15 protein-coding genes are annotated in these 18,171 nt (G+C 32.8%); 5 read left to right on the top strand and 10 right to left on the bottom strand.

Annotated features, from left to right (window positions below; translation table 11 throughout):
* Nucleotides 1-2: 2 nt before the first annotated feature.
* From ACZ5CF_RS07360 to ACZ5CF_RS07340, 5 genes are read left to right on the top strand one after another with little or no spacing between them, the layout of a single operon-like run.
* On the top strand, nt 3-1,310 hold the full coding sequence (locus tag ACZ5CF_RS07360; RefSeq protein ID WP_464578566.1) for a phenylacetate--CoA ligase family protein: 1,308 nt from the start codon (nt 3-5) through the stop codon (nt 1,308-1,310).
* Complete coding sequence (locus tag ACZ5CF_RS07355) at nt 1,303-1,920, top strand: sugar transferase (protein WP_464578565.1); 618 nt, start codon at nt 1,303-1,305, stop codon at nt 1,918-1,920. Before ACZ5CF_RS07360 ends, ACZ5CF_RS07355 begins: the two co-directional genes overlap by 8 nt.
* Entirely contained in the window at nt 1,895-2,497 is a 603-nt protein-coding gene (locus ACZ5CF_RS07350; protein ID WP_464578563.1) for a formyltransferase family protein, read from the top strand. The genes ACZ5CF_RS07355 and ACZ5CF_RS07350 overlap by 26 nt, the downstream gene beginning before the upstream one ends.
* Before the next feature lies 1 nt (nt 2,498).
* Nucleotides 2,499-3,116: a sugar transferase gene (locus ACZ5CF_RS07345; protein WP_464578562.1), complete on the top strand. Its 618-nt coding sequence runs from the start codon at nt 2,499-2,501 to the stop codon at nt 3,114-3,116.
* Entirely contained in the window at nt 3,117-5,228 is a 2,112-nt protein-coding gene (locus ACZ5CF_RS07340; RefSeq protein WP_464578560.1) for a GNAT family N-acetyltransferase, read from the top strand.
* 2 nt (nt 5,229-5,230) lie between these two features.
* Here the strand turns inward: ACZ5CF_RS07340 and ACZ5CF_RS07335 are convergent, their stop codons facing one another.
* The 10 genes from ACZ5CF_RS07335 to ACZ5CF_RS07290 form a co-directional block, all read right to left on the bottom strand.
* On the bottom strand, nt 5,231-6,535 hold the full coding sequence (locus tag ACZ5CF_RS07335) for a phenylacetate--CoA ligase family protein (RefSeq protein ID WP_464578559.1): 1,305 nt from the start codon (nt 6,533-6,535) through the stop codon (nt 5,231-5,233).
* Nucleotides 6,536-6,539: 4 nt separating this feature from the next.
* Nucleotides 6,540-7,490, bottom strand: coding sequence for a hypothetical protein (locus ACZ5CF_RS07330; protein WP_464578557.1), 951 nt, complete (start codon nt 7,488-7,490; stop codon nt 6,540-6,542).
* A 5-nt stretch (nt 7,491-7,495) separates the two neighbouring features.
* Nucleotides 7,496-8,851, bottom strand: coding sequence for an MBOAT family O-acyltransferase (locus tag ACZ5CF_RS07325; RefSeq protein ID WP_464578556.1), 1,356 nt, complete (start codon nt 8,849-8,851; stop codon nt 7,496-7,498).
* A gap of 125 nt (nt 8,852-8,976) precedes the next feature.
* Complete coding sequence (locus tag ACZ5CF_RS07320; RefSeq protein ID WP_464578555.1) at nt 8,977-10,665, bottom strand: carbamoyltransferase family protein; 1,689 nt, start codon at nt 10,663-10,665, stop codon at nt 8,977-8,979.
* Nucleotides 10,666-10,870: 205 nt separating this feature from the next.
* A complete protein-coding gene (gene bshA, locus ACZ5CF_RS07315) occupies nt 10,871-12,001 on the bottom strand; it encodes an N-acetyl-alpha-D-glucosaminyl L-malate synthase BshA (RefSeq protein ID WP_464578553.1) in 1,131 nt (376 codons plus the stop codon).
* Nucleotides 12,002-12,016: 15 nt separating this feature from the next.
* A complete protein-coding gene (locus tag ACZ5CF_RS07310; RefSeq protein WP_464578552.1) occupies nt 12,017-14,932 on the bottom strand; it encodes a glycoside hydrolase family 3 N-terminal domain-containing protein in 2,916 nt (971 codons plus the stop codon).
* A gap of 107 nt (nt 14,933-15,039) precedes the next feature.
* Nucleotides 15,040-15,522, bottom strand: coding sequence for an ABC transporter ATPase (locus ACZ5CF_RS07305; RefSeq protein WP_464578551.1), 483 nt, complete (start codon nt 15,520-15,522; stop codon nt 15,040-15,042).
* Nucleotides 15,523-15,534: 12 nt separating this feature from the next.
* Nucleotides 15,535-16,326, bottom strand: a complete 792-nt coding sequence (locus ACZ5CF_RS07300) for a (Fe-S)-binding protein (protein ID WP_464578550.1) — start codon at nt 16,324-16,326, stop codon at nt 15,535-15,537.
* Nucleotides 16,327-16,364: 38 nt separating this feature from the next.
* Entirely contained in the window at nt 16,365-16,811 is a 447-nt protein-coding gene (locus ACZ5CF_RS07295) for an LNS2 domain-containing protein (protein WP_464578548.1), read from the bottom strand.
* Nucleotides 16,812-16,839: 28 nt separating this feature from the next.
* Nucleotides 16,840-18,165, bottom strand: a complete 1,326-nt coding sequence (locus ACZ5CF_RS07290) for a 4Fe-4S dicluster domain-containing protein (protein ID WP_464578547.1) — start codon at nt 18,163-18,165, stop codon at nt 16,840-16,842.
* Nucleotides 18,166-18,171: the final 6 nt, after the last annotated feature.

Below are 18,171 nucleotides of genomic sequence, written 5' to 3'. Positions count from 1 at the left end.
TCATGCTAAAGTTTTTAGAGTTTTTACGATATCATGCTTTTTTTCTGAAAGATTTTTTTGCGGGTAGCCCTGTAAAAAAACACTTAGAGCAGATAGCTTTTTTAAATGAAAATCCTAAACAAGCACAAGTAGTAAAAGATGAGTTATTAAAAAAGCTGTTACATCATGCCTACACTAATGTTCCCTTTTATAAACATTTAAAAAATAAAGACTTAAAAAATTTTCCTGTTGTAAATAAAGCAATGATTACTGAACAATATAACCTGTTTGTTGCTCAAAACTATGTAAGTAAAAGAAAAATTAAGTTAACTACTAGTGGTTCTACCGGATCTCCATTTTCTATGCATTGCGACATAAACAAAAAAAGAAGGAACACTGCAGACTCACTATATTTTGCTCATTTAGCCGGTTATAAATTAGGAATGAGGTTATATTATTTTAGGTTTTGGACAGAGTATTATAAAAAGAGTACATTCTTGCAAAAACTTCAAAACATAGTTCCTGTTAATGTTGTGCCATTTAATAAGAAGGAAGTTCTACAATTAATTAATAGATTAAAAAAAGATAATAGTAATAAATGTTTTATCGGGCATGCTTCGGCATTTAAACAAATCTGTACTGTTCTTGATGCTAACCCAAACATAATTAAGCCTAAAGAGATTAAGCTTAAGGTTGTAATTGCCACTTCTGAGCCTTTAGTCAGTTATACAAAAAACAGAATGTCGTATTATTTTAATTCTCCTGTTGTTTCTAGATACTCAAATACAGAAAACGGTATAATTGCTCAACAATTGACAGATTACAATACAGACTCCTTTTTTATAAATAACGCAAGTTATCATGTTGAGATTTTAGATATTAAAACTAACCAACCAGTTCCTGAAGGAGCTTTAGGTAAAATTGTCATCACAGATTTATTTAATTATCACACCCCTTTAATTAGATATGATACCGGCGATTTGGGAGCAATTGAAACTATAAATGGTTCAACATATTTTAAAACAATTACTGGTAGACTCCAAGACGCAATTTATAACACAGAAGGTGAAGTTATATCTGCATTAGGCTTAACAGACTTTTCTGTTTTTAGAGGAATCCAACAAGGGCAGATAATTCAAAATTCTAAAACAGATTATGTTATAAAGCTTGTTGTAAATGACACTTTTAATGAAGAAGAGCTATTTTTAGCCACCTACAAAGAGTTTTTAGGAAGCCAAGCAAATATAACTTTAGAGTTTGTAGATTCTATCCCTTATTTAAAATCCGGTAAGTTTAAAACCACCATCAACAATTATAAAAAAAATGTATAAACTATTTTTTAAAAGAATTATAGATGTTGTGTTATCTTTACTTGTTTTGTTACTACTATCTCCAGTATTTATTGCTTTGTGTATTGTATTAGCCATTGCATTTAAGGGCTCTCCTTTTTTTACTCAATTAAGACCCGGAAAAAATGAGAAACTGTTTAGACTTATTAAATTTAAAACTATGACAGACGAAAAAGATGAGCATGGTGTTTTATTACCAGACTCTAAAAGATTAACTAGGCTAGGCAGACTAATAAGAAAAACCTCTTTAGATGAAATACCTCAACTCATTAATGTTTTAAAAGGAGATATGAGCTTAATTGGGCCCAGACCATTATTAATTAAATACCTTCCTTACTATACTCCTTTAGAAAGAAAAAGGCACAGTGTAAAGCCCGGTATTACAGGTTTGGCACAAGTATCAGGCAGAAATTTTTTAGATTGGGATAACCGTTTAGCTAAAGATGTTGAATATGTAGAGAACCTATCTTTTTTGTTAGATTTAAAGATAATTTGGCTTACAGTTATGAGTATTATTACCTCTAAAAATATTGCTGTAGATCCTCAACAAGTAATGATAAATTTAGATGATCAGAGAAAAAAACAATATTAATTGGGCTATATTAACTACCGGTTGGGGTAGATCTGCAGCCAATTTGATGGTAGATTTTAAAAATAATAAACTACCAAACTCGTCAATAAAACTCTTAGTTCATGCTAACAACAAATGTAAAGCCGCTATTACTGCAAAAGAGCTAGGCATAAACAGCATCTGTATTAAAAAAACCGATTTTAAAGATACCATTGCTTACCAAAAAAAGATTTTAAAAACACTCCAAGAGTATTCTATAGATTATATTTTTTTACTGGCTTATGGTTATATTATAAAAGAGCCTTTACTTTCTGCTTATTCTAATAAAATTGTAAACATCCATCCGTCACTACTACCAAGTTTTGCAAAAACAGAAAAGGCTATACAAAAAGCCTTAAAATACGGAGTGAAAATTACAGGAATCACAACTCACTTTATCGATGAAAATTTAGATGAGGGCGTAATTATATGTCAAACCCCAATCAAAATTAAAGAGAATGATACCTTTGATAGTCTCGATAAAAAGTTTCAAAAAAAAGGACGAAAAATAGTTATAAAGACTATTAAACACATCGAAAAAAATCATCTCAAAACATAACATGTATAAACGTTATCTTAAAAGAATTTTAGATTTAGTTTTAGCTTTAATAGCATTTATACTGCTTTTTCCGGCATTCTTAATAATTACAATAATTTTACTATTTATAAACAACGGTAAGCCGTTTTTTTACCAGGATAGACCGGGGCTTAACGAAAAAATATTTAAAATAATTAAGTTTAAAACCATGACAGACAAAACCAATTCTGAAGGTGTTTTATTACCTAATTCAGAACGGGTTACAAAATTTGGTATATTCTTAAGAAATAGCTCTTTAGACGAGATCCCTCAACTTATAAACATAATTAAAGGAGACATGAGCATTGTCGGCCCAAGACCATTACGTGTTCACTATCTTCCGTATTACACAAAAGAAGAAAGAATTAGACACTCTGTAAGACCCGGTGTTACAGGATTAGCTCAGGTTTCCGGAAGAAACTTGCTTTCATGGGATAAAAAACTAGAAAAAGATATAGCGTATGTAAAAAACATTTCTTTTTGGTTAGATTTAACTATAATTTTAAAAACCATTAAGAAGGTATTAAATCCGGAAAACGTTGAATTAGATGAAAATATGCTCGATTTGGATCAAGAAAGAGCCTCTAAAATAAACACATAAATGCATCAAACCTTAAACATACTTTTTACTTGTGCCGGTAGAAGAAACTACCTGATTAATTACTTTAAAGATGCTCTAAAAGGTAATGGTAACGTAATTGCAGTAGATAAGCAGCTAAATGCTCCGGCTTTAGTTGATGCAGATATTGCAGAAGTTGTCCCAGATATTTACGATGAAAATTATATAGATGAAATATTAAATGTAATAACAAAACATAAAGTTAGCGCTGTAATTTCATTAAACGATTTAGAATTACCCATTTTAGCAGCAAATAAACATAAAATTGAAACTCACGGCTGTAAAGTACTTGTTTCTGACTTAGATGTTATAAATATTTGCTTTGATAAATGGAAAACATACCTTTTTTTAAAAGAAGCAGGCGTAAAAACTCCTAAAACATACTTAACCTTAGACGATGCTTTAAAGGCTATTAAAAATAACCAATTACAATTTCCAGTAGTTTTAAAACCTCGTTGGGGCAGTGCCTCTATTAGTATAGATTTTCCGGAGGATATAGAAGAACTCAAACTTGCTTTTGCCTTACAAAGTAAAAGAGTAAAACGCTCTATATTACAAAAGGCAAGCAACGAAGACCCAGACAGAGCTATTGTTATTCAAGAGAAATTGCAAGGCAAAGAATATGGGATGGATGTTGTAAATGATTTTGATTGTAATTATTTTGATACTTTTTTACGAGAAAAGCTTAGTATGCGGTCTGGAGAAACAGATAAAGCTTTATCTGTTAAAGATGAACGTTTTGAAACCGTTGGGAAAACCATAGCAAACAAGCTTCGTCACCTTGGTAACATGGACTGTGATGCGTTTCTGCATGATGATAATTTATACATATTAGAGTTAAATCCGAGGTTTGGCGGTGGCTACCCTTTTTCACACGAATCAGGTGCAAACATTGCTACCGTTTATATTGAATGGCTAAAAGGAAACAAAGAGGTAAATAAGTATATAAACTACATTCCTAACCTAACCTTTTCTAAGTGCGATAGGCTTTTAAGAATTCCGGAAATTAATGCTCCTACCTGGAATTTAGAAGTAAAGCATATTAAAACCGAAGCAGAATTTGAATCCTTTAAAAAATTAGCCAAGCAAATACATAGTGATAACCCTTTTTACAACATTAAAGATTTTCAGGCACTATCTGCTACAGAAAATAGTACTTCTTGTTATTTTTTATTTTCAAAAAACGCGCAACCTATTGTTATAATGCCTTTTTATTTAAGAGAAATATCTGTTGATAATAAAAAGTCTGATTTTTATGATGTAACCTCTCCATATGGTTATAGTGGTCCGCTATTTGACCCCGATAATATATCAGAAGATATTTTAAAAAAATTCTGGGAATCTGTAGATAATTGGTACGCTGCTAATCACGTAGTATCAGAATTTATACGTTTTAGTTTAAACAACAATCACTTAGGGTACAATGGTGTTTTGGTTCCGTCACTAAGAAATGTTAAAGGGAAAATTCTTGACGAAGAAACACAATGGAATAATTTTAAACCAAAAGTTAGAAACAATTATCGTAAAGCATTACAGCATAACCTGAGCATAAAAATTTATTATCAAAATATTGCCAAATCAGAAATTGAGGATTTTTATAATATCTACATTAAAACCATGCAACGCACCAATGCAGATATTAAATATTTTTTACCCTTAAGTTATTTTACAGATTTTATAAGTAGAAATCCAGAAAACTGCGCGTTAGCATTAGTGTTTAAAGACAATATTACTATTTCGGGTGAATTAATTTTAGTTTCATCAGACACCTTGTATTCTTTTATGGGAGGAACACTGGCTGATTATTTTAATTGCAGACCTAACGATTTTTTAAAGATAGAAATAATGAAATGGGCTCGGGCTACTAATAAAAAATACTATGTTTTGGGAGGTGGCATAACTGATAAAGATAATTTGTATAAATATAAAAAGTCTTTTTTTTCTAAAGACGAAGATGTTATTTATTACACCGGACGGAAAATTATAGATAAAACTGCTTATAAAACATTAGTAAAGAGTAAAACTAACTTTAATGTTGATTTAATCACAGATATAGAGCATAATTACTTTCCTCTATACAGAGCAAAAAACTAGTTTTAGCTCTTAGTATAATTACTAACTACAAGTTTTCTTTTACCGGAATTTAATAATGGGATATCGTGTACATATTCTATTGTAATAGTAGCATCTTGTCCTAAATAACCTTTAAATTCATTAATAAGCTCTTGTTCTCTTGAAAAATTTTCTCCTTTTGGGTTTAGTTTAAAGGTGTAGTCTTTAGCTCCTTTTTGAATAAATTGATATTGCTTAAGTTCATCGTACTTCCACATATTAACTGTTACTATATGTGAAGTAACTAATTTTCCTTGGGTGTTATAAAGCATATCTACTTTTCTACCCTCAATATGACTTAAAACAGGTGCTTGCCCGTCTTCTTTGTTCATAACTGCTATGTCACCATTTTCATACCTAATCATTGGCATACAATAATTATACAAATCTGTAATAACAACTCTTCCCGGTTCTCCAAAATTAGCCGGTTTATCTTCATTCATGTCTAAAACCTCAATATGAAAGCTTGCCCAATTTATATGAAAATCTGTACCTCCCTGAATGCTTTGTTGTGCTAACATGCCATTCTCCATATTAGAATATCTGGATATAGCAGGAACGCCAAAGTAATATTCCATTCTTTTTTTGGTTCCATAATCTAGTGCTTCGGAATTTGCAATTATAGAAACAACATTGCAATCTAACGGTTCAGAATTAAGACCATCTAAATAATTACAAAGTAGCTCAAAAGTAGATGAGAAACCAACCAGCACTTTTTTATTTTTATCTGCCTGCATTTTTAAAATTAAATCTTCAAAATCACTATTTTCATAACTGTAAATGCTGTGAGGTACAATATTTTCCATCCAACGTTTTAGCGGGCTTTTTTTATTAATCTCGTTCCACACTTTCATATAAAAAAGTCTTGACCCTATTTGAAAACCAGCCATTTTACTAAAATAAATTACATCTGCAGTATTTCTAAACCTCTTATCTTTATTATGAAAAATTTTAAAAGGTGTTCCAGTAGAGCCACTAGTAACAACAGGAATGTTCTCTGAAGTCAAATATTTTTCTGATTTAAACAACTCATAATTTTCTCTAATCATGTTCTTGTTAATTAAAGGGAAGTCCTGCAGGCTGTTATAATTGGCGAAGTCTTTGTAAAAAGGAGTAGTAGAACTTGCATGCTGTAATAAATTATTCAGACTGTTTTTAATACTTGTTTGTACCACATCTGTATTGTAATTTTCTAGCTTATTAGCTATATCATTATAATGCCTTCGGATTTTACTCCCTTTAATAAAATCTAAAGTCCAAAAAGCTTTTCTGCGAATGATTTGTAACATAATATCACTTTAAATTGTATTGCCGAAGGTATTTAGTTATTTCAGAAGCTACTATTGTTCTTCCGTAGTTGTTCCAATGTTTATCGTAAATTAAAGTTGTAGGTTTGGATGCTCTTTCTAAAGCTGGTCCGATATCTATATACTTGTAATTATTACGAATCAAATACTCAATAAATTGAGGGCTTGTTATACCACTATCTAATAAAAATACATATTTATCTTTATTGAACCCATAAGTTTCTATAAGCGATTCAAAATTTGCTATGTATTGTCTTTCTAATTCTGCCTCTTTAACATTATTTTTTACTGCTTTACGTGCTGGTTTAAGCATAGATAACATATTAGATATTAGCCTCTTTGGGGCATCAAAAGCACCTATGTTTTGAGCATAAACCAACAATTTACTGTAGGTTAGCCATTTATACGGTGGTTTACTAAACTTTAATCTGTCTGGAATAATATTGTATTCTCCTCGCGTTAAATCATTAGAAAATTTTATTCCAAAAATCACTACATCTATTAACTCAAATTGCTCTTTATAAGCATGTACAAGGTGAATCTGATCGGCAAAGTCATACCCTGCATAACCATATTCATAAACCTCTATCCCTGGGAGTTTATTCTCTATTTTTTTTCCTATAGAGTTGTAGTAATGCTGATGAAATCCTTCTATAAAAGAATCGCCTACTAAGGCTACTTCTATTTTATCCTGACTGGGTGTAAACTCTCTGTAAGAATTAAATCCCGATTTATTAATTCTGTATTCAGAAAAATTTTGTCTTCTATTTCCGGTTACAGCATGCCCATTTTGATTCGGATACCATTTTTCTACCTTTTTTTCATCAACAAATCGCACAGGGCTATCTTTGCTTAAATGCAATAATCTTACCCATCCTTCTAAAGCTAACAGTAAAAGGAATGAGTAAAGAACGCATTTTAGCATTAATTTTTTCATATACTTTAAAATTGAAAGTAAATAAATGATCTATCAAAACCACTATCGTAAAACATTAGTATTAATAAAATTACAACAGAATAGGCTATAAACCTTACTATTTTAGATTTAAACGGAAACGGAGAACGTTCATCCTTTCTAATTCTAAATTCGTATAATACAAAAGTTCCCAACAAAAGAAAATAATCTATAAGTCTATATCCTAGTGGATGCGTATAGGCTTCAAAGGAAAAATCTGTAATTATAGTTTTTATAAACTCAAAAGCATCTGTAATTGATTCTGATCTAAAAAAGATTCTAGAAAAAGTAACAATAGAAAATGTTAGCAAAATCTGCCCTATTTCTACAATAGAAGGTAAATAACTGTTTTGCGCAACTACGTTATTTTTGTAAATAGTATTTCTTCCCATTAAAAATACAGGAATGTAAGCTAATGCATGAAAAGCACCCCAGAAAATGAAAGTCCAATTTGCTCCGTGCCAAAATCCACTAACTAAAAAAATTACAATTATATTTCTAACAGATTTAAGTTTACTTACTCGAGATCCACCCATGGGTATATACATGTAGTGCCTAAACCAAGTAGATAAAGAAATGTGCCATCGTTGCCAATATTCTGCTACATTTCTTGAGAAATTAGGAAATTTAAAGTTAGACATTAACTCTACTCCAAACATTTTTGCTGTCCCTATAGCAATATCTGAATAACCACTAAAATCACCATAAACCTGAAAACTAAATAATGTTACTCCCAGAATTAAGGTTGATGCCGGATAGTTAGAGTAATTGGCAAAAATATCATCAACCATAGGAGCAATACTATCGGCTATCACCAGCTTTTTAAATAAACCCCAAAGTATGAGTTTAATTCCTTGTACATGTTGCTCATAATTAAAGTTACGTTTATTGGTTATTTGAGATAGTAAATTTGAAGCTCGCTCAATGGGTCCGGCTACTAGCTGAGGGAAAAACGCAACAAAGGCTGCAAATGCAATAAATTTTTTAGTAGGCTCTATTCTCTTATAATAAATATCAAATGAATAGGACATAGTTTGGAATGTGTAAAATGAAATACCAACCGGTAAAACAATCTGTAATGTCCAAGTATAATTAGTTTGAAATCCTATTGCTTGAAGCAAATTAATCCAAGAATCAATAAAAAAGTTAAAGTATTTAAAGAACCCCAATAACCCTACATTAAACACAACACTAACCCATAACCAGTACTTTTTAAGTTTAACGTTTTGGGTGTTATGGATTTTTTGTCCTACAAAAAAATCAACAATTGTGCTACATAGAATAAGCGACAGAAAACGCCAGTCCCACCAACCATAAAAAACATAACTGGCAACCAAAAGCATAATGTTTTGGTAGCGTAAGCTCTTGTTAAAAACTAACCAATACAGTAGGTAAACAAGAGGTAAAAAAAGAAAGTATTCAATTGAGTTAAAAAGCATAAAGTTGGTGTAAGCTTAATTTTTTAAACTTATTTGAATAATAAATAGTTACCTATAACCAAAGCGTCTAAACCAGTCGAAAAAAAGCATCTGATGGCATCTTTAGGAGATTCTACTACCGGTTCTCCTTGAATGTTAAAGCTTGTGTTTAAAACCACCGGTACGCCTGTTTTATCTCCCAAAGTTTTTATTAAATTATAGTATTTCGGGTGCAACTCTTTACGTACAGTTTGTAATCTTGCGCTACCATCTACATGTGTTACGGCCGGTATTACTTGTTGCTTTTCTTTTAAAACATTACAAACTTTAAGCATAAAAGGAGCTTCTACTTGTAAATCAAAAAAGTCGTTTTTAGCTTCAACAATAGCAGATGGTGCAAAAGGCCTGTAGGCTTCTCTAAACTTAACTTCTGCATTAATTTTATCTTTCATTTGCGGAAAAGCAGGGTTGGCAAGTATGCTTCTACTTCCTAATGCTCTCGGTCCTATTTCCATTCTGTCTTGAAACCAGCCTATAATTTTACCTTCTTCTAAAAGAGTAGCTGCAATTTCGCAAATATCTTCGTGGTATTCATATGTTAGTTTAGCCCCGTCTAAAACTTTTTTTATTTCTTGATTTGTGTACGAGGTTCCTACGTACGGATTATTATGCACATACGTTCTAGGGTTATTAAAAATACCATTATACAAGTAATATGCTGCCCCTATTGCAGTACCATTATCTCCTGCAGCAGGCATCACATACACATCTTTAAAGGCACTTTCTCTAACAATTCTACCATTCATTACACTGTTTAGTGATACCCCTCCGGAAATTACTAAATACGCTGCTTGAGTTTTTTTATGAAGTATATTACAAATTTCTAAAACTCTATTTTCTAATACTTTTTGAAAAGCTGCTGCAACATTTTTATGGCGCTCTTTAAAAGGCTCTCCATGCTTTCTGCCTTCGCCAAAAATTTTATAAAACTTTGGAGACAAGCGCTTCCAACTCATATTCTGAAAATTAAAGTAGCTAAGATCAAAATGTAATTGACCATTCTTATCTACTTTAACCATTTTACTTACCTCATCATAATAAACATTAGGGTCTCCCATTGGTGCTAAACCCATTGTTTTACCTTCATCGTAACTGGTTCTAAAACCACAAAATTGTGTTACAGATTCATAAAAAGAACCTAATGAATGTGGAAAAAAACTTTCTCCTAAACACTTAACAGTATTCTCTTTACCATAACCAAGCCACGTTGTAGCCCATTCACCAGAACCATCTACTCCTAATAATGCTGCTTCTTGATATGGCGACACATAAAACGAGCCTGGAGCATGACTAAAATGATGTGGAATAAAATGTACTTTCGGGCCGTTATTTTTGTTTTCCCAATGGTATTTGTACCAATTCCAAAAGCTTTTTTGTTTGTTATACGCATGAACAAACTCGTGATTAACAAATGGCTTAAAACTCTTTAAGTTTGTAGCACAATGCCATAATTTCTTGCCTAAATTATGTGTGGGTTTAATAGATACAGCTATATGGTCTATTTGATTATAATCTAAATTGGCAATCTTTAAGCATCTATCTATTGCCAGTTGCGGGAAAACTCGTGTATGCTTATCTCTGTTTAATCGTTCTTCTTCTATTGCAGCAAGCAATTCTCCATCTTTAACAATACATGCGGTAGAGTCGTGAAAGTAGTAGTTTAAGCCCAGTATAACCATAAAAGGTAAAGCAAAAGTTTTGGTTAATAATAGTTTATAAATTTTGCATATTACTGCTTAGTAAGCAAAATTATTCTACCAAATACACTAAAAGCCGCCTAGCAATTACTGCATTTGCAAAAAATAAATGCTAAAAGTTTGGGGAGTTTATTAAAAAAGAGTGCTATTACTTTTTTACATTTTAAAAATAACCAAAAAAGTTTGTTTACGGAATGGTTTTAAATGCCTTTTCGTAGATTTTTTCGTAAAGCGGTACAATTGTATTTATATCAAACTGTTTTGCCCAGTTATACGCTTGTTTTTTAAAGGTGTTTAAACGTTCTTCGTTTTCAAGAATATAAATGGCATTTTTTGCCATTTCTTCTACATCACCTACATTACTTAAAAATCCTGTTTCATTGTGTTTGTTAACTTCAGGTATTCCTCCGGTATTACTGGATATTACCGGTGTTTTATTAATCATAGCTTCTAATGCTGCTAACCCAAAGCTCTCTGTTTCTGAAGGAAGTAAAAATAAATCTGAAAAGCACAAAATCTTATCAACCTCATCACTATTTCCTAAAAACAATACTTTGTTTTGTATGCCAAGTTTTTTACATAAGTTTTCGGCTTTTTCTTTTTCAGGTCCTTCGCCAACAAGAATTAGCTTAGAAGGTATTTGTTGTTGTATTTTAAAAAATATCTGAATTACATCCGGTATTCGTTTAACCTTCCTGAAATTACTTATGTGGGTTATTATTTTCTCGTTTTCTGATGCCATTATGCTTCTTTGGCAATCTGTAAATTTAGAAGCATATTTACTTGTATCTATAAAATTAGGAATAACATCAATCTCTTTATTTATACTGAATAATCGTAACGTATCTTCTTTAAGACTATTAGAAACAGAAGTAACTACATCTGATTGATTTATACTAAAAGTTACTGCCGGTTTATAAAACGGATGATTTCCAACTAGAGTAATATCGGTTCCGTGAAGTGTTGTAACCATTGGTACATATACTCCGGATTCTTCTAGTATTTTTTTGGCCATATACCCGGCATATGCATGAGGTATGGCATAATGTACATGCAAAAGCTCAATTTTATGAAGCTTTATCATGTCAACCAGCTTACTTGATAATGCAAGCTCGTAGGGTTGGTAATGAAATAAAGGGTATTCCGGTACGTGAACTTCATGAAAATGAATATTACTGCTAAGTAACGCCAACCTAACGGGCTGTTTATAGGTTATAAAATGAACTTCATGCCCTCTATTAGCCAAGGCAATACCAAGTTCTGTAGCTACAACGCCACTTCCGCCAAAGGTTGGATAACAAACTATTGCAATTTTCATGAATTCTAAATGTAATTAATCTAACAATGAGTCGTAAATAAGCTGCTGTATTACAGTTCTTGTACCATTTTCTATTAATTTTCTGTTTTCCATGGTTGGATACGTTCTATTTGATAAAAACACATAGATGAGCTCTTTCTCCGGATCTGCCCAAGCGTATGTGCCGGTAAAACCACTGTGCCCAAAACTCGACATGGAAACGCATCCGCATGTAGGGCCCGGATCTTCTAACTGAGGTTTATCAAATCCAACGCCTCTTCTAACATTTTCTTTACAAAAATAACACACATTAAACTTAGCAATTGTACTGGTTTTAAAGTATCGTTTACCGCCATAAAAACCATCTTGAAGGTACAGCTGCATAAGTTTTGCAATATCATTAGCATTACTAAATAATCCGGCATGACCTCCTACACCTCCTTGCATGGCTGCACCCATATCGTGTACATAACCATGTATTGTTTGATGCCTAAAGTAAGTGTCTTCTTCTGTTGGTACAATTTGCCCTCTCGGAAACTTTTCTAATGGTAAATAAGACGTGTAATTAGCTCCAATTGGTTTATAAAAAAACTCTTGAGCGAGTTCATTTAAAGGTTTTTTGTAATAATTTTCAATAAATTTTTTAAGTAAATAATAGGGTAAATCGCTGTACCTATACTGTTTTCTTGCAAGCAAATCTGTCTCGGCAATTTTAACAAGCATAGAATCTACATAATCTTCACGCATGTATAAATTATTGGTAACCTTCACTGTAAATTTACCCTTAGGTTGTTTTGCATAATACTTTGTCGATGGCTTTTTTGTTGCTTCATTTAGTGTTTCTAAATAAAAAGGAATCCATGGTTTTAATCTGCCATAATGCGATAAAACCTCAAGCAACGACAAATTTTTCTTGTTTGTTTTACGCAATTCCGGAAGTAAATCTCCTAATTTGGTTTCAAGACTTAAAACACCTGCTTCTTCTAACTTCATTACTAAGGGTAATGTTGCTAGTATTTTAGTTAAAGAAGCTACATCATATATATGTTCTTCGGTTATTTTTTGATTTGATTTGTATGTAGGTTTACCAAAAGCTTTATTGTAAATTACTTTTCCTTTTCTGGCCACCAATACCTGTGCTCCGGGCATCTCTTGGTTAGCAATAGCAGAAGTAACAACAGAATCAATTTTTTGCAAAGCAACAGAGCTTACCTGAACTCGCTCCGGAATGGTATATCCTAAACGAGATAACGATACGGTTTTTATACTGGAGTTTACAGGAAAATCTGGATGCGCTGTTACAGGCAGCTTGCCTTTTGCAGGAAGTGCTCCAAATAATATTTGTGCTGCTTTCTCTTGAGCTACAATACTGTTTTGGTAAGCCACTACAACCGCTTCGATGTTTGAAAATGATGGAACATCTAATAAAGCATATGGTTTTACAAAAGTGGTTAATACAACTTTTTTTTCTCTAGCAATTTCATTTAACCAAACCAGTTCTTTATCTGTAAATTTATATGCCTTCCAGGGGTTATCATTACTTCTGTGTAATCCAACAATCACCGTGTTATAATTTTTTAACTGGTTTATAACACTTGAAAGGTTATCGGTTTTTAAAACATTAACTGCCGTATATTTTTTTAATGTTTTAACAAAAGTTTCTCCTCTATCATCTCCAAAACCTACATAGGCAATTCGTTTTTTATCGAGATTAGTAAATGGTATTAGGTTATTGCTGTTTTTTACAACTGTTATTGCATTTTCAATAACTTCTTCGTGTAAAATTGAATCTTGAAGCGTGTTTAGTTCTCTGAATAAATTCTCGTGGCGTATGGGTTTATAATTATGTAATCCAACTTTATACTTTGCTTTAAGTATTTTTTTTACCGAGTGCGCTAATCGTTCTTCGGTTACTAATCCAGATTTGTATGCTTCTTCAATTTTAGCAATAGCTTTTGGTACATCTTCAGAAATTAACAGAACATCATTACCTGCTATAAAAGCTGCTAAATCTATCTCTCCGGGACTCGAAAAGTTAGATGCCCCTTTCATATTAAGTGCATCAGTAAAAATGAGTCCTTTAAAAGCCAGCCTCTCTTTTAAAATATTGGTTACAATGTTTTTTGATATTGATGAAGGGTAGCCATCTCTAAACTCTAAGCTGGGTACATTTAAATGTGCAACCATTACACTGGCCAGTCCTTGCTGAATGAGATTTTTATAAGGGTATAGTTCTACACTATCTATTCTAGAAGCTGTAAAATTTATAGTTGGTAATGTTTTATGAGAATCTTGGTCGGTATCGCCATGCCCCGGAAAGTGTTTTCCGCATGCTAAAACTCCGGCTCGCTGTAGCCCCTGCATTAGCGCAACTCCTTTTTGCGTAACATTGTCTTTGTCTTCACCAAACGATCTGTTTCCTATAATTGGGTTTTTAGGATTTGTATTAATATCTACAACAGGAGAGAAACTAATGTGTACACCCATTCGTTTTGCATGTAGTCCCATTCTATACCCAACATTTTCTATTAGAGTATTATTTTCTACTGCTCCAAGCGTCATTGACCACGGATAGGCAAACGTAGAATCTAAGCGCATAGCCAAGCCCCACTCTGCATCCATAGCAACTAATAGAGGTACTTTAGCCAACTCTTGATATTGGTTTGTAAGCACAGCTTGCCTGTGCGGACCCCCTCTTGAGAAAATTACGCCTCCAAGCCCGTATTCTGTAATAAGTTTTTTTATTCTGTCTGTATGTTCTTTTTCTTTTTCAGACCAAACATCAAGCATAAAAAGCTGCCCTATTTTTTCTTTTAAAGACAAAGCGCTGTAAACACTATCTACCCAAACTGCCTGATGCTCTGCATCTTTAGATAACAACGGATCTGGAGTTTGTGCATAAACATACGTGTTGCAAATAAGTACAGCTAAAAGGAATATCTTTTTATGCATAGTGGATTTTGTTTCTGGTATAAAAAGAAAAAATAATGCCAGAAAGCATTATTTTTCAAATGTATTTAATTGTATGCTATAAAAAAAAGAATCTTAACAAACCTTTATCAAAAAAATCGGCTATGCCAGCTATCTTTTGCCGGAACTTCCCAAATGGTTTCAAACTCGTGTTTGTTAGTTACTAAATTATTAAAAACAATAGTTGATGGAGAAACCGATTTGTTTTTTGCCATCTTTTTAAACTCAGTTAAAGGCTTGTATGCAATAAAGTCTCCATGCTTATATGATACATTCATTTTGTCTAATAAACTAACGTTGTACGTTTGCTCTAGTTGTTGTATAAAATGTACCGATGCATCTATAGAGCAACCGGTTGCTTCTTGCACATCTTGATCTAGTGCTATAACAATAAATCGGTTATATTTTATTTGAAATGAAGCATGAAGTCCAACCCCATGGGCAGTCCATTGGTTTATAAAATCTTTTAGTTTTTGGCTTATTTCTTCTACCTCTTCATCTGTAAAACTTCTATTGGCCTGATAAATCCAAACTCGAGAAGTGTCTTTTAACGATTCAAAATCTACGTACATAATTCTTTCATTTTATAAATCGTCTGCATTAGCAATTAGCTCTGCAACATCTAACACCGTAACATCGGCTTCTTTTTCTTTAGCCTTAACCCCGTCTGTTAGCATGGTATTACAAAACGGGCATCCGGCAGCAATTATATCGGGTTTTGTTTCTAAGGCTTGTTCTGTACGCTCTACATTAACATCTTTGTCTCCTTTTTCGGGTTCTTTAAACATTTGCGCACCTCCTGCCCCACAACAAAGTCCTTGTTTTTTACATTTACGCATCTCTACCAACTCTGCTTCTAATTTTGTGAGTAATTCTCTTGGTGCTTCGTAAACATTGTTGGCTCTCCCTAAGTAACAAGGGTCGTGAAATGTGATTCTTTTACCTTTAAATTTACCACCTTCTACGGTTAGTTTACCTTCTTCTAATAACTTTTTTAGAAATTGTGTGTGGTGTAATACTTCATATTCTCCTCCTAAAGAAGGATATTCATTTTTTATGGTATTAAAGCAATGCGGACACGTTGTAACAATAGTTTTTACTCCATAACCATTTAAAACTTCAATATTTGTAACAGCTTGCATTTGAAACAAAAACTCATTGCCGGCACGCTTTGCGGGGTCTCCGGTACAACTCTCTTCTGTTCCTAAAACAGCAAATGAAACGTTGGCTTTGTTAAGTAGTTTTACAAAGGCTTTGGTTATTTTTTTGGCTCTATCATCAAAACTTCCTGCACAACCTACCCAAAATAAAACCTCAGGTTGTTTGCCTTCGGCAAGCATTTGAGCCATGGTTGGAACTACAATTTTATCACTCATTTTTATATTTTTCTGAAAATTATAATTTCTTACTTGGTTTAATCGTGCTTACCATCATCAAAAACCTGTATGGTAACTTCTTTTTCTACTAAGTCTGTAAATTTACCATTGTAGCGTGTAGCCTTCACTAAGTGATTATCTATCCAATGGTAATTACCTCCTCTGGGTTTCCCCATTAGCAAACTGTGATATTTAAACCCGTGTTTTTTTAACCACTGTTCTGTAACTTCTCTGTGAGCTTCTGTTCTAGAGGTAAAAAAGCAAATTATATGTCCTTCATCATACCACTTATTAAGGGTTTGTAAAGCATCCGGATATAGCTTTGCAGTAGCCATTCTTTCGGGTTCTTCGTTAGGAATATCTTCGCAAATGGTACCGTCTATATCTATTAAATAGTTTTTTATGCCTTCAGGTAAAACGGGACTCACGTGTTCTCCGGCTTCTACCTTTTCGTGCAACAATTTTTCTACTTCTTCTTTATTCATAGCACATTGATATTTTAACGTTACACGTTTACTCGTCTTTCCAGTTTAATCTGTCCATTTGGTTAAAAGGCCAAGGAGCTCCGTTATTTTCTATATTGCTCATCATAACGTTAAGCTCTGAAGGGGCTGCAGATTGCTCCATTACTAAATAGCGGCGCATATCTAAAATTATTGATAGTGGGTTTATGCTAACCGGGCAAGCTTCTACGCATGCATTACAAGTTGTACAGGCCCAAAGTTCTTCTCTTGTTATGTAATTGTCTAAAAGTTGCTTACCGTCATCTTTAAACTCCCCATTCTTATCTATATTTTTACCTACTTCTTCTAATCTGTCGCGCGTATCCATCATAATCTTACGAGGCGATAGTTTTTTGCCCGTTTGGTTAGCAGGGCATTCGCTGGTGCATCTACCACATTCTGTGCAAGTGTATGCACTTAATAGTTGAACCCAATTTAAATCGGTTACATCTGATGCTCCAAATTTTTCGGGCGGAGCTTCATTTGCATCGGGCGCAGGGGCAGCAAATGGATCGGCATTAGGATCCATCATAAGCTTTACCTCGTTGGTAACAGACTCTAAATTATCAAAAGCACCTTTAGGTTTAACACTTGCGTAATAAGTGTTTGGGAATGCTAATAAAATATGTAAATGCTTAGAGTAATATAAGTAGTTTAAAAATAATAATATACCAACTATATGAAGCCACCATGCAGAGCGCTCTATTAGTATTAAAGTGCTTTCTGATAAATTGTCTAATAATGGTAAAATATACTGACTTACCGGAAATGCCCCAGCTTGTGTATAGTGCTCTACTCCTAACTGTTGCAGTTTAAAATCGGCTGCATTCATAGTTAAGAAAAACACCATTAAAACAAACTCAAAATAAAGAATGTAGTTAGCATCTTTCTCAGGCCAACCTTTCATTTCTGGTTTTATAAAGCGCTGTAAACGAATAATATTTCTTCTAATCCAAAAAACTAAAACCGCTACAATAACCAATAAGGCTAAAATCTCAAAAGAAGCTATTAAAAAATCATAAAACCCACCTAAAAAAGATAATACTCTATGCGTGCCAAATAAGCCGTCTATAATAATTTCTAATACCTCTATATTAATAATAACAAACCCTACATATACAATTATGTGCAGTATTCCGGCTATTGGTCTAACCACCATTTTAGATTGCCCAAGGGCAATTCTAACCATATTTTTAAACCGTTCTGATTTATTATCAGAAACATCTACAGATTTACCAAGTTTAATATTTCTGATTAGCTTTTTTACATTTCTAGTAAAAAAAGTAATCCCGGCAACCAATACAACTGCAAAAAGTATGTTTGGAATGTAATTCATAATGGT

Source organism: Lutaonella thermophila (genome assembly GCF_055387725.1).
Note: the sequence above shows the minus strand (reverse complement) of the source record. Positions and strands in the feature narration are given on the sequence as shown.

Bases quoted from the DNA above. Each gene is read 5' to 3' on its own strand.
- ACZ5CF_RS07345 (WP_464578562.1), top strand. From the start codon at position 2,499: ATGTATAAACGTTATCTTAAAAGAATTTTAGATTTAGTTTTAGCTTTA.
- ACZ5CF_RS07355 (WP_464578565.1), top strand. From the start codon at position 1,303: ATGTATAAACTATTTTTTAAAAGAATTATAGATGTTGTGTTATCTTTA.
- ACZ5CF_RS07310 (WP_464578552.1), bottom strand. From the start codon at position 14,932: ATGCATAAAAAGATATTCCTTTTAGCTGTACTTATTTGCAACACGTAT.
- ACZ5CF_RS07300 (WP_464578550.1), bottom strand. From the start codon at position 16,326: ATGAGTGATAAAATTGTAGTTCCAACCATGGCTCAAATGCTTGCCGAA.
- ACZ5CF_RS07350 (WP_464578563.1), top strand. From the start codon at position 1,895: ATGATCAGAGAAAAAAACAATATTAATTGGGCTATATTAACTACCGGT.
- ACZ5CF_RS07330 (WP_464578557.1), bottom strand. From the start codon at position 7,490: ATGAAAAAATTAATGCTAAAATGCGTTCTTTACTCATTCCTTTTACTG.
- ACZ5CF_RS07325 (WP_464578556.1), bottom strand. From the start codon at position 8,851: ATGCTTTTGGTTGCCAGTTATGTTTTTTATGGTTGGTGGGACTGGCGT.
- ACZ5CF_RS07335 (WP_464578559.1), bottom strand. From the start codon at position 6,535: ATGTTACAAATCATTCGCAGAAAAGCTTTTTGGACTTTAGATTTTATT.
- bshA (WP_464578553.1), bottom strand. From the start codon at position 12,001: ATGAAAATTGCAATAGTTTGTTATCCAACCTTTGGCGGAAGTGGCGTT.
- ACZ5CF_RS07295 (WP_464578548.1), bottom strand. From the start codon at position 16,811: ATGAATAAAGAAGAAGTAGAAAAATTGTTGCACGAAAAGGTAGAAGCC.
- ACZ5CF_RS07360 (WP_464578566.1), top strand. From the start codon at position 3: ATGCTAAAGTTTTTAGAGTTTTTACGATATCATGCTTTTTTTCTGAAA.
- ACZ5CF_RS07340 (WP_464578560.1), top strand. From the start codon at position 3,117: ATGCATCAAACCTTAAACATACTTTTTACTTGTGCCGGTAGAAGAAAC.
- ACZ5CF_RS07305 (WP_464578551.1), bottom strand. From the start codon at position 15,522: ATGTACGTAGATTTTGAATCGTTAAAAGACACTTCTCGAGTTTGGATT.
- ACZ5CF_RS07320 (WP_464578555.1), bottom strand. From the start codon at position 10,665: ATGGTTATACTGGGCTTAAACTACTACTTTCACGACTCTACCGCATGT.
- ACZ5CF_RS07290 (WP_464578547.1), bottom strand. From the start codon at position 18,165: ATGAATTACATTCCAAACATACTTTTTGCAGTTGTATTGGTTGCCGGG.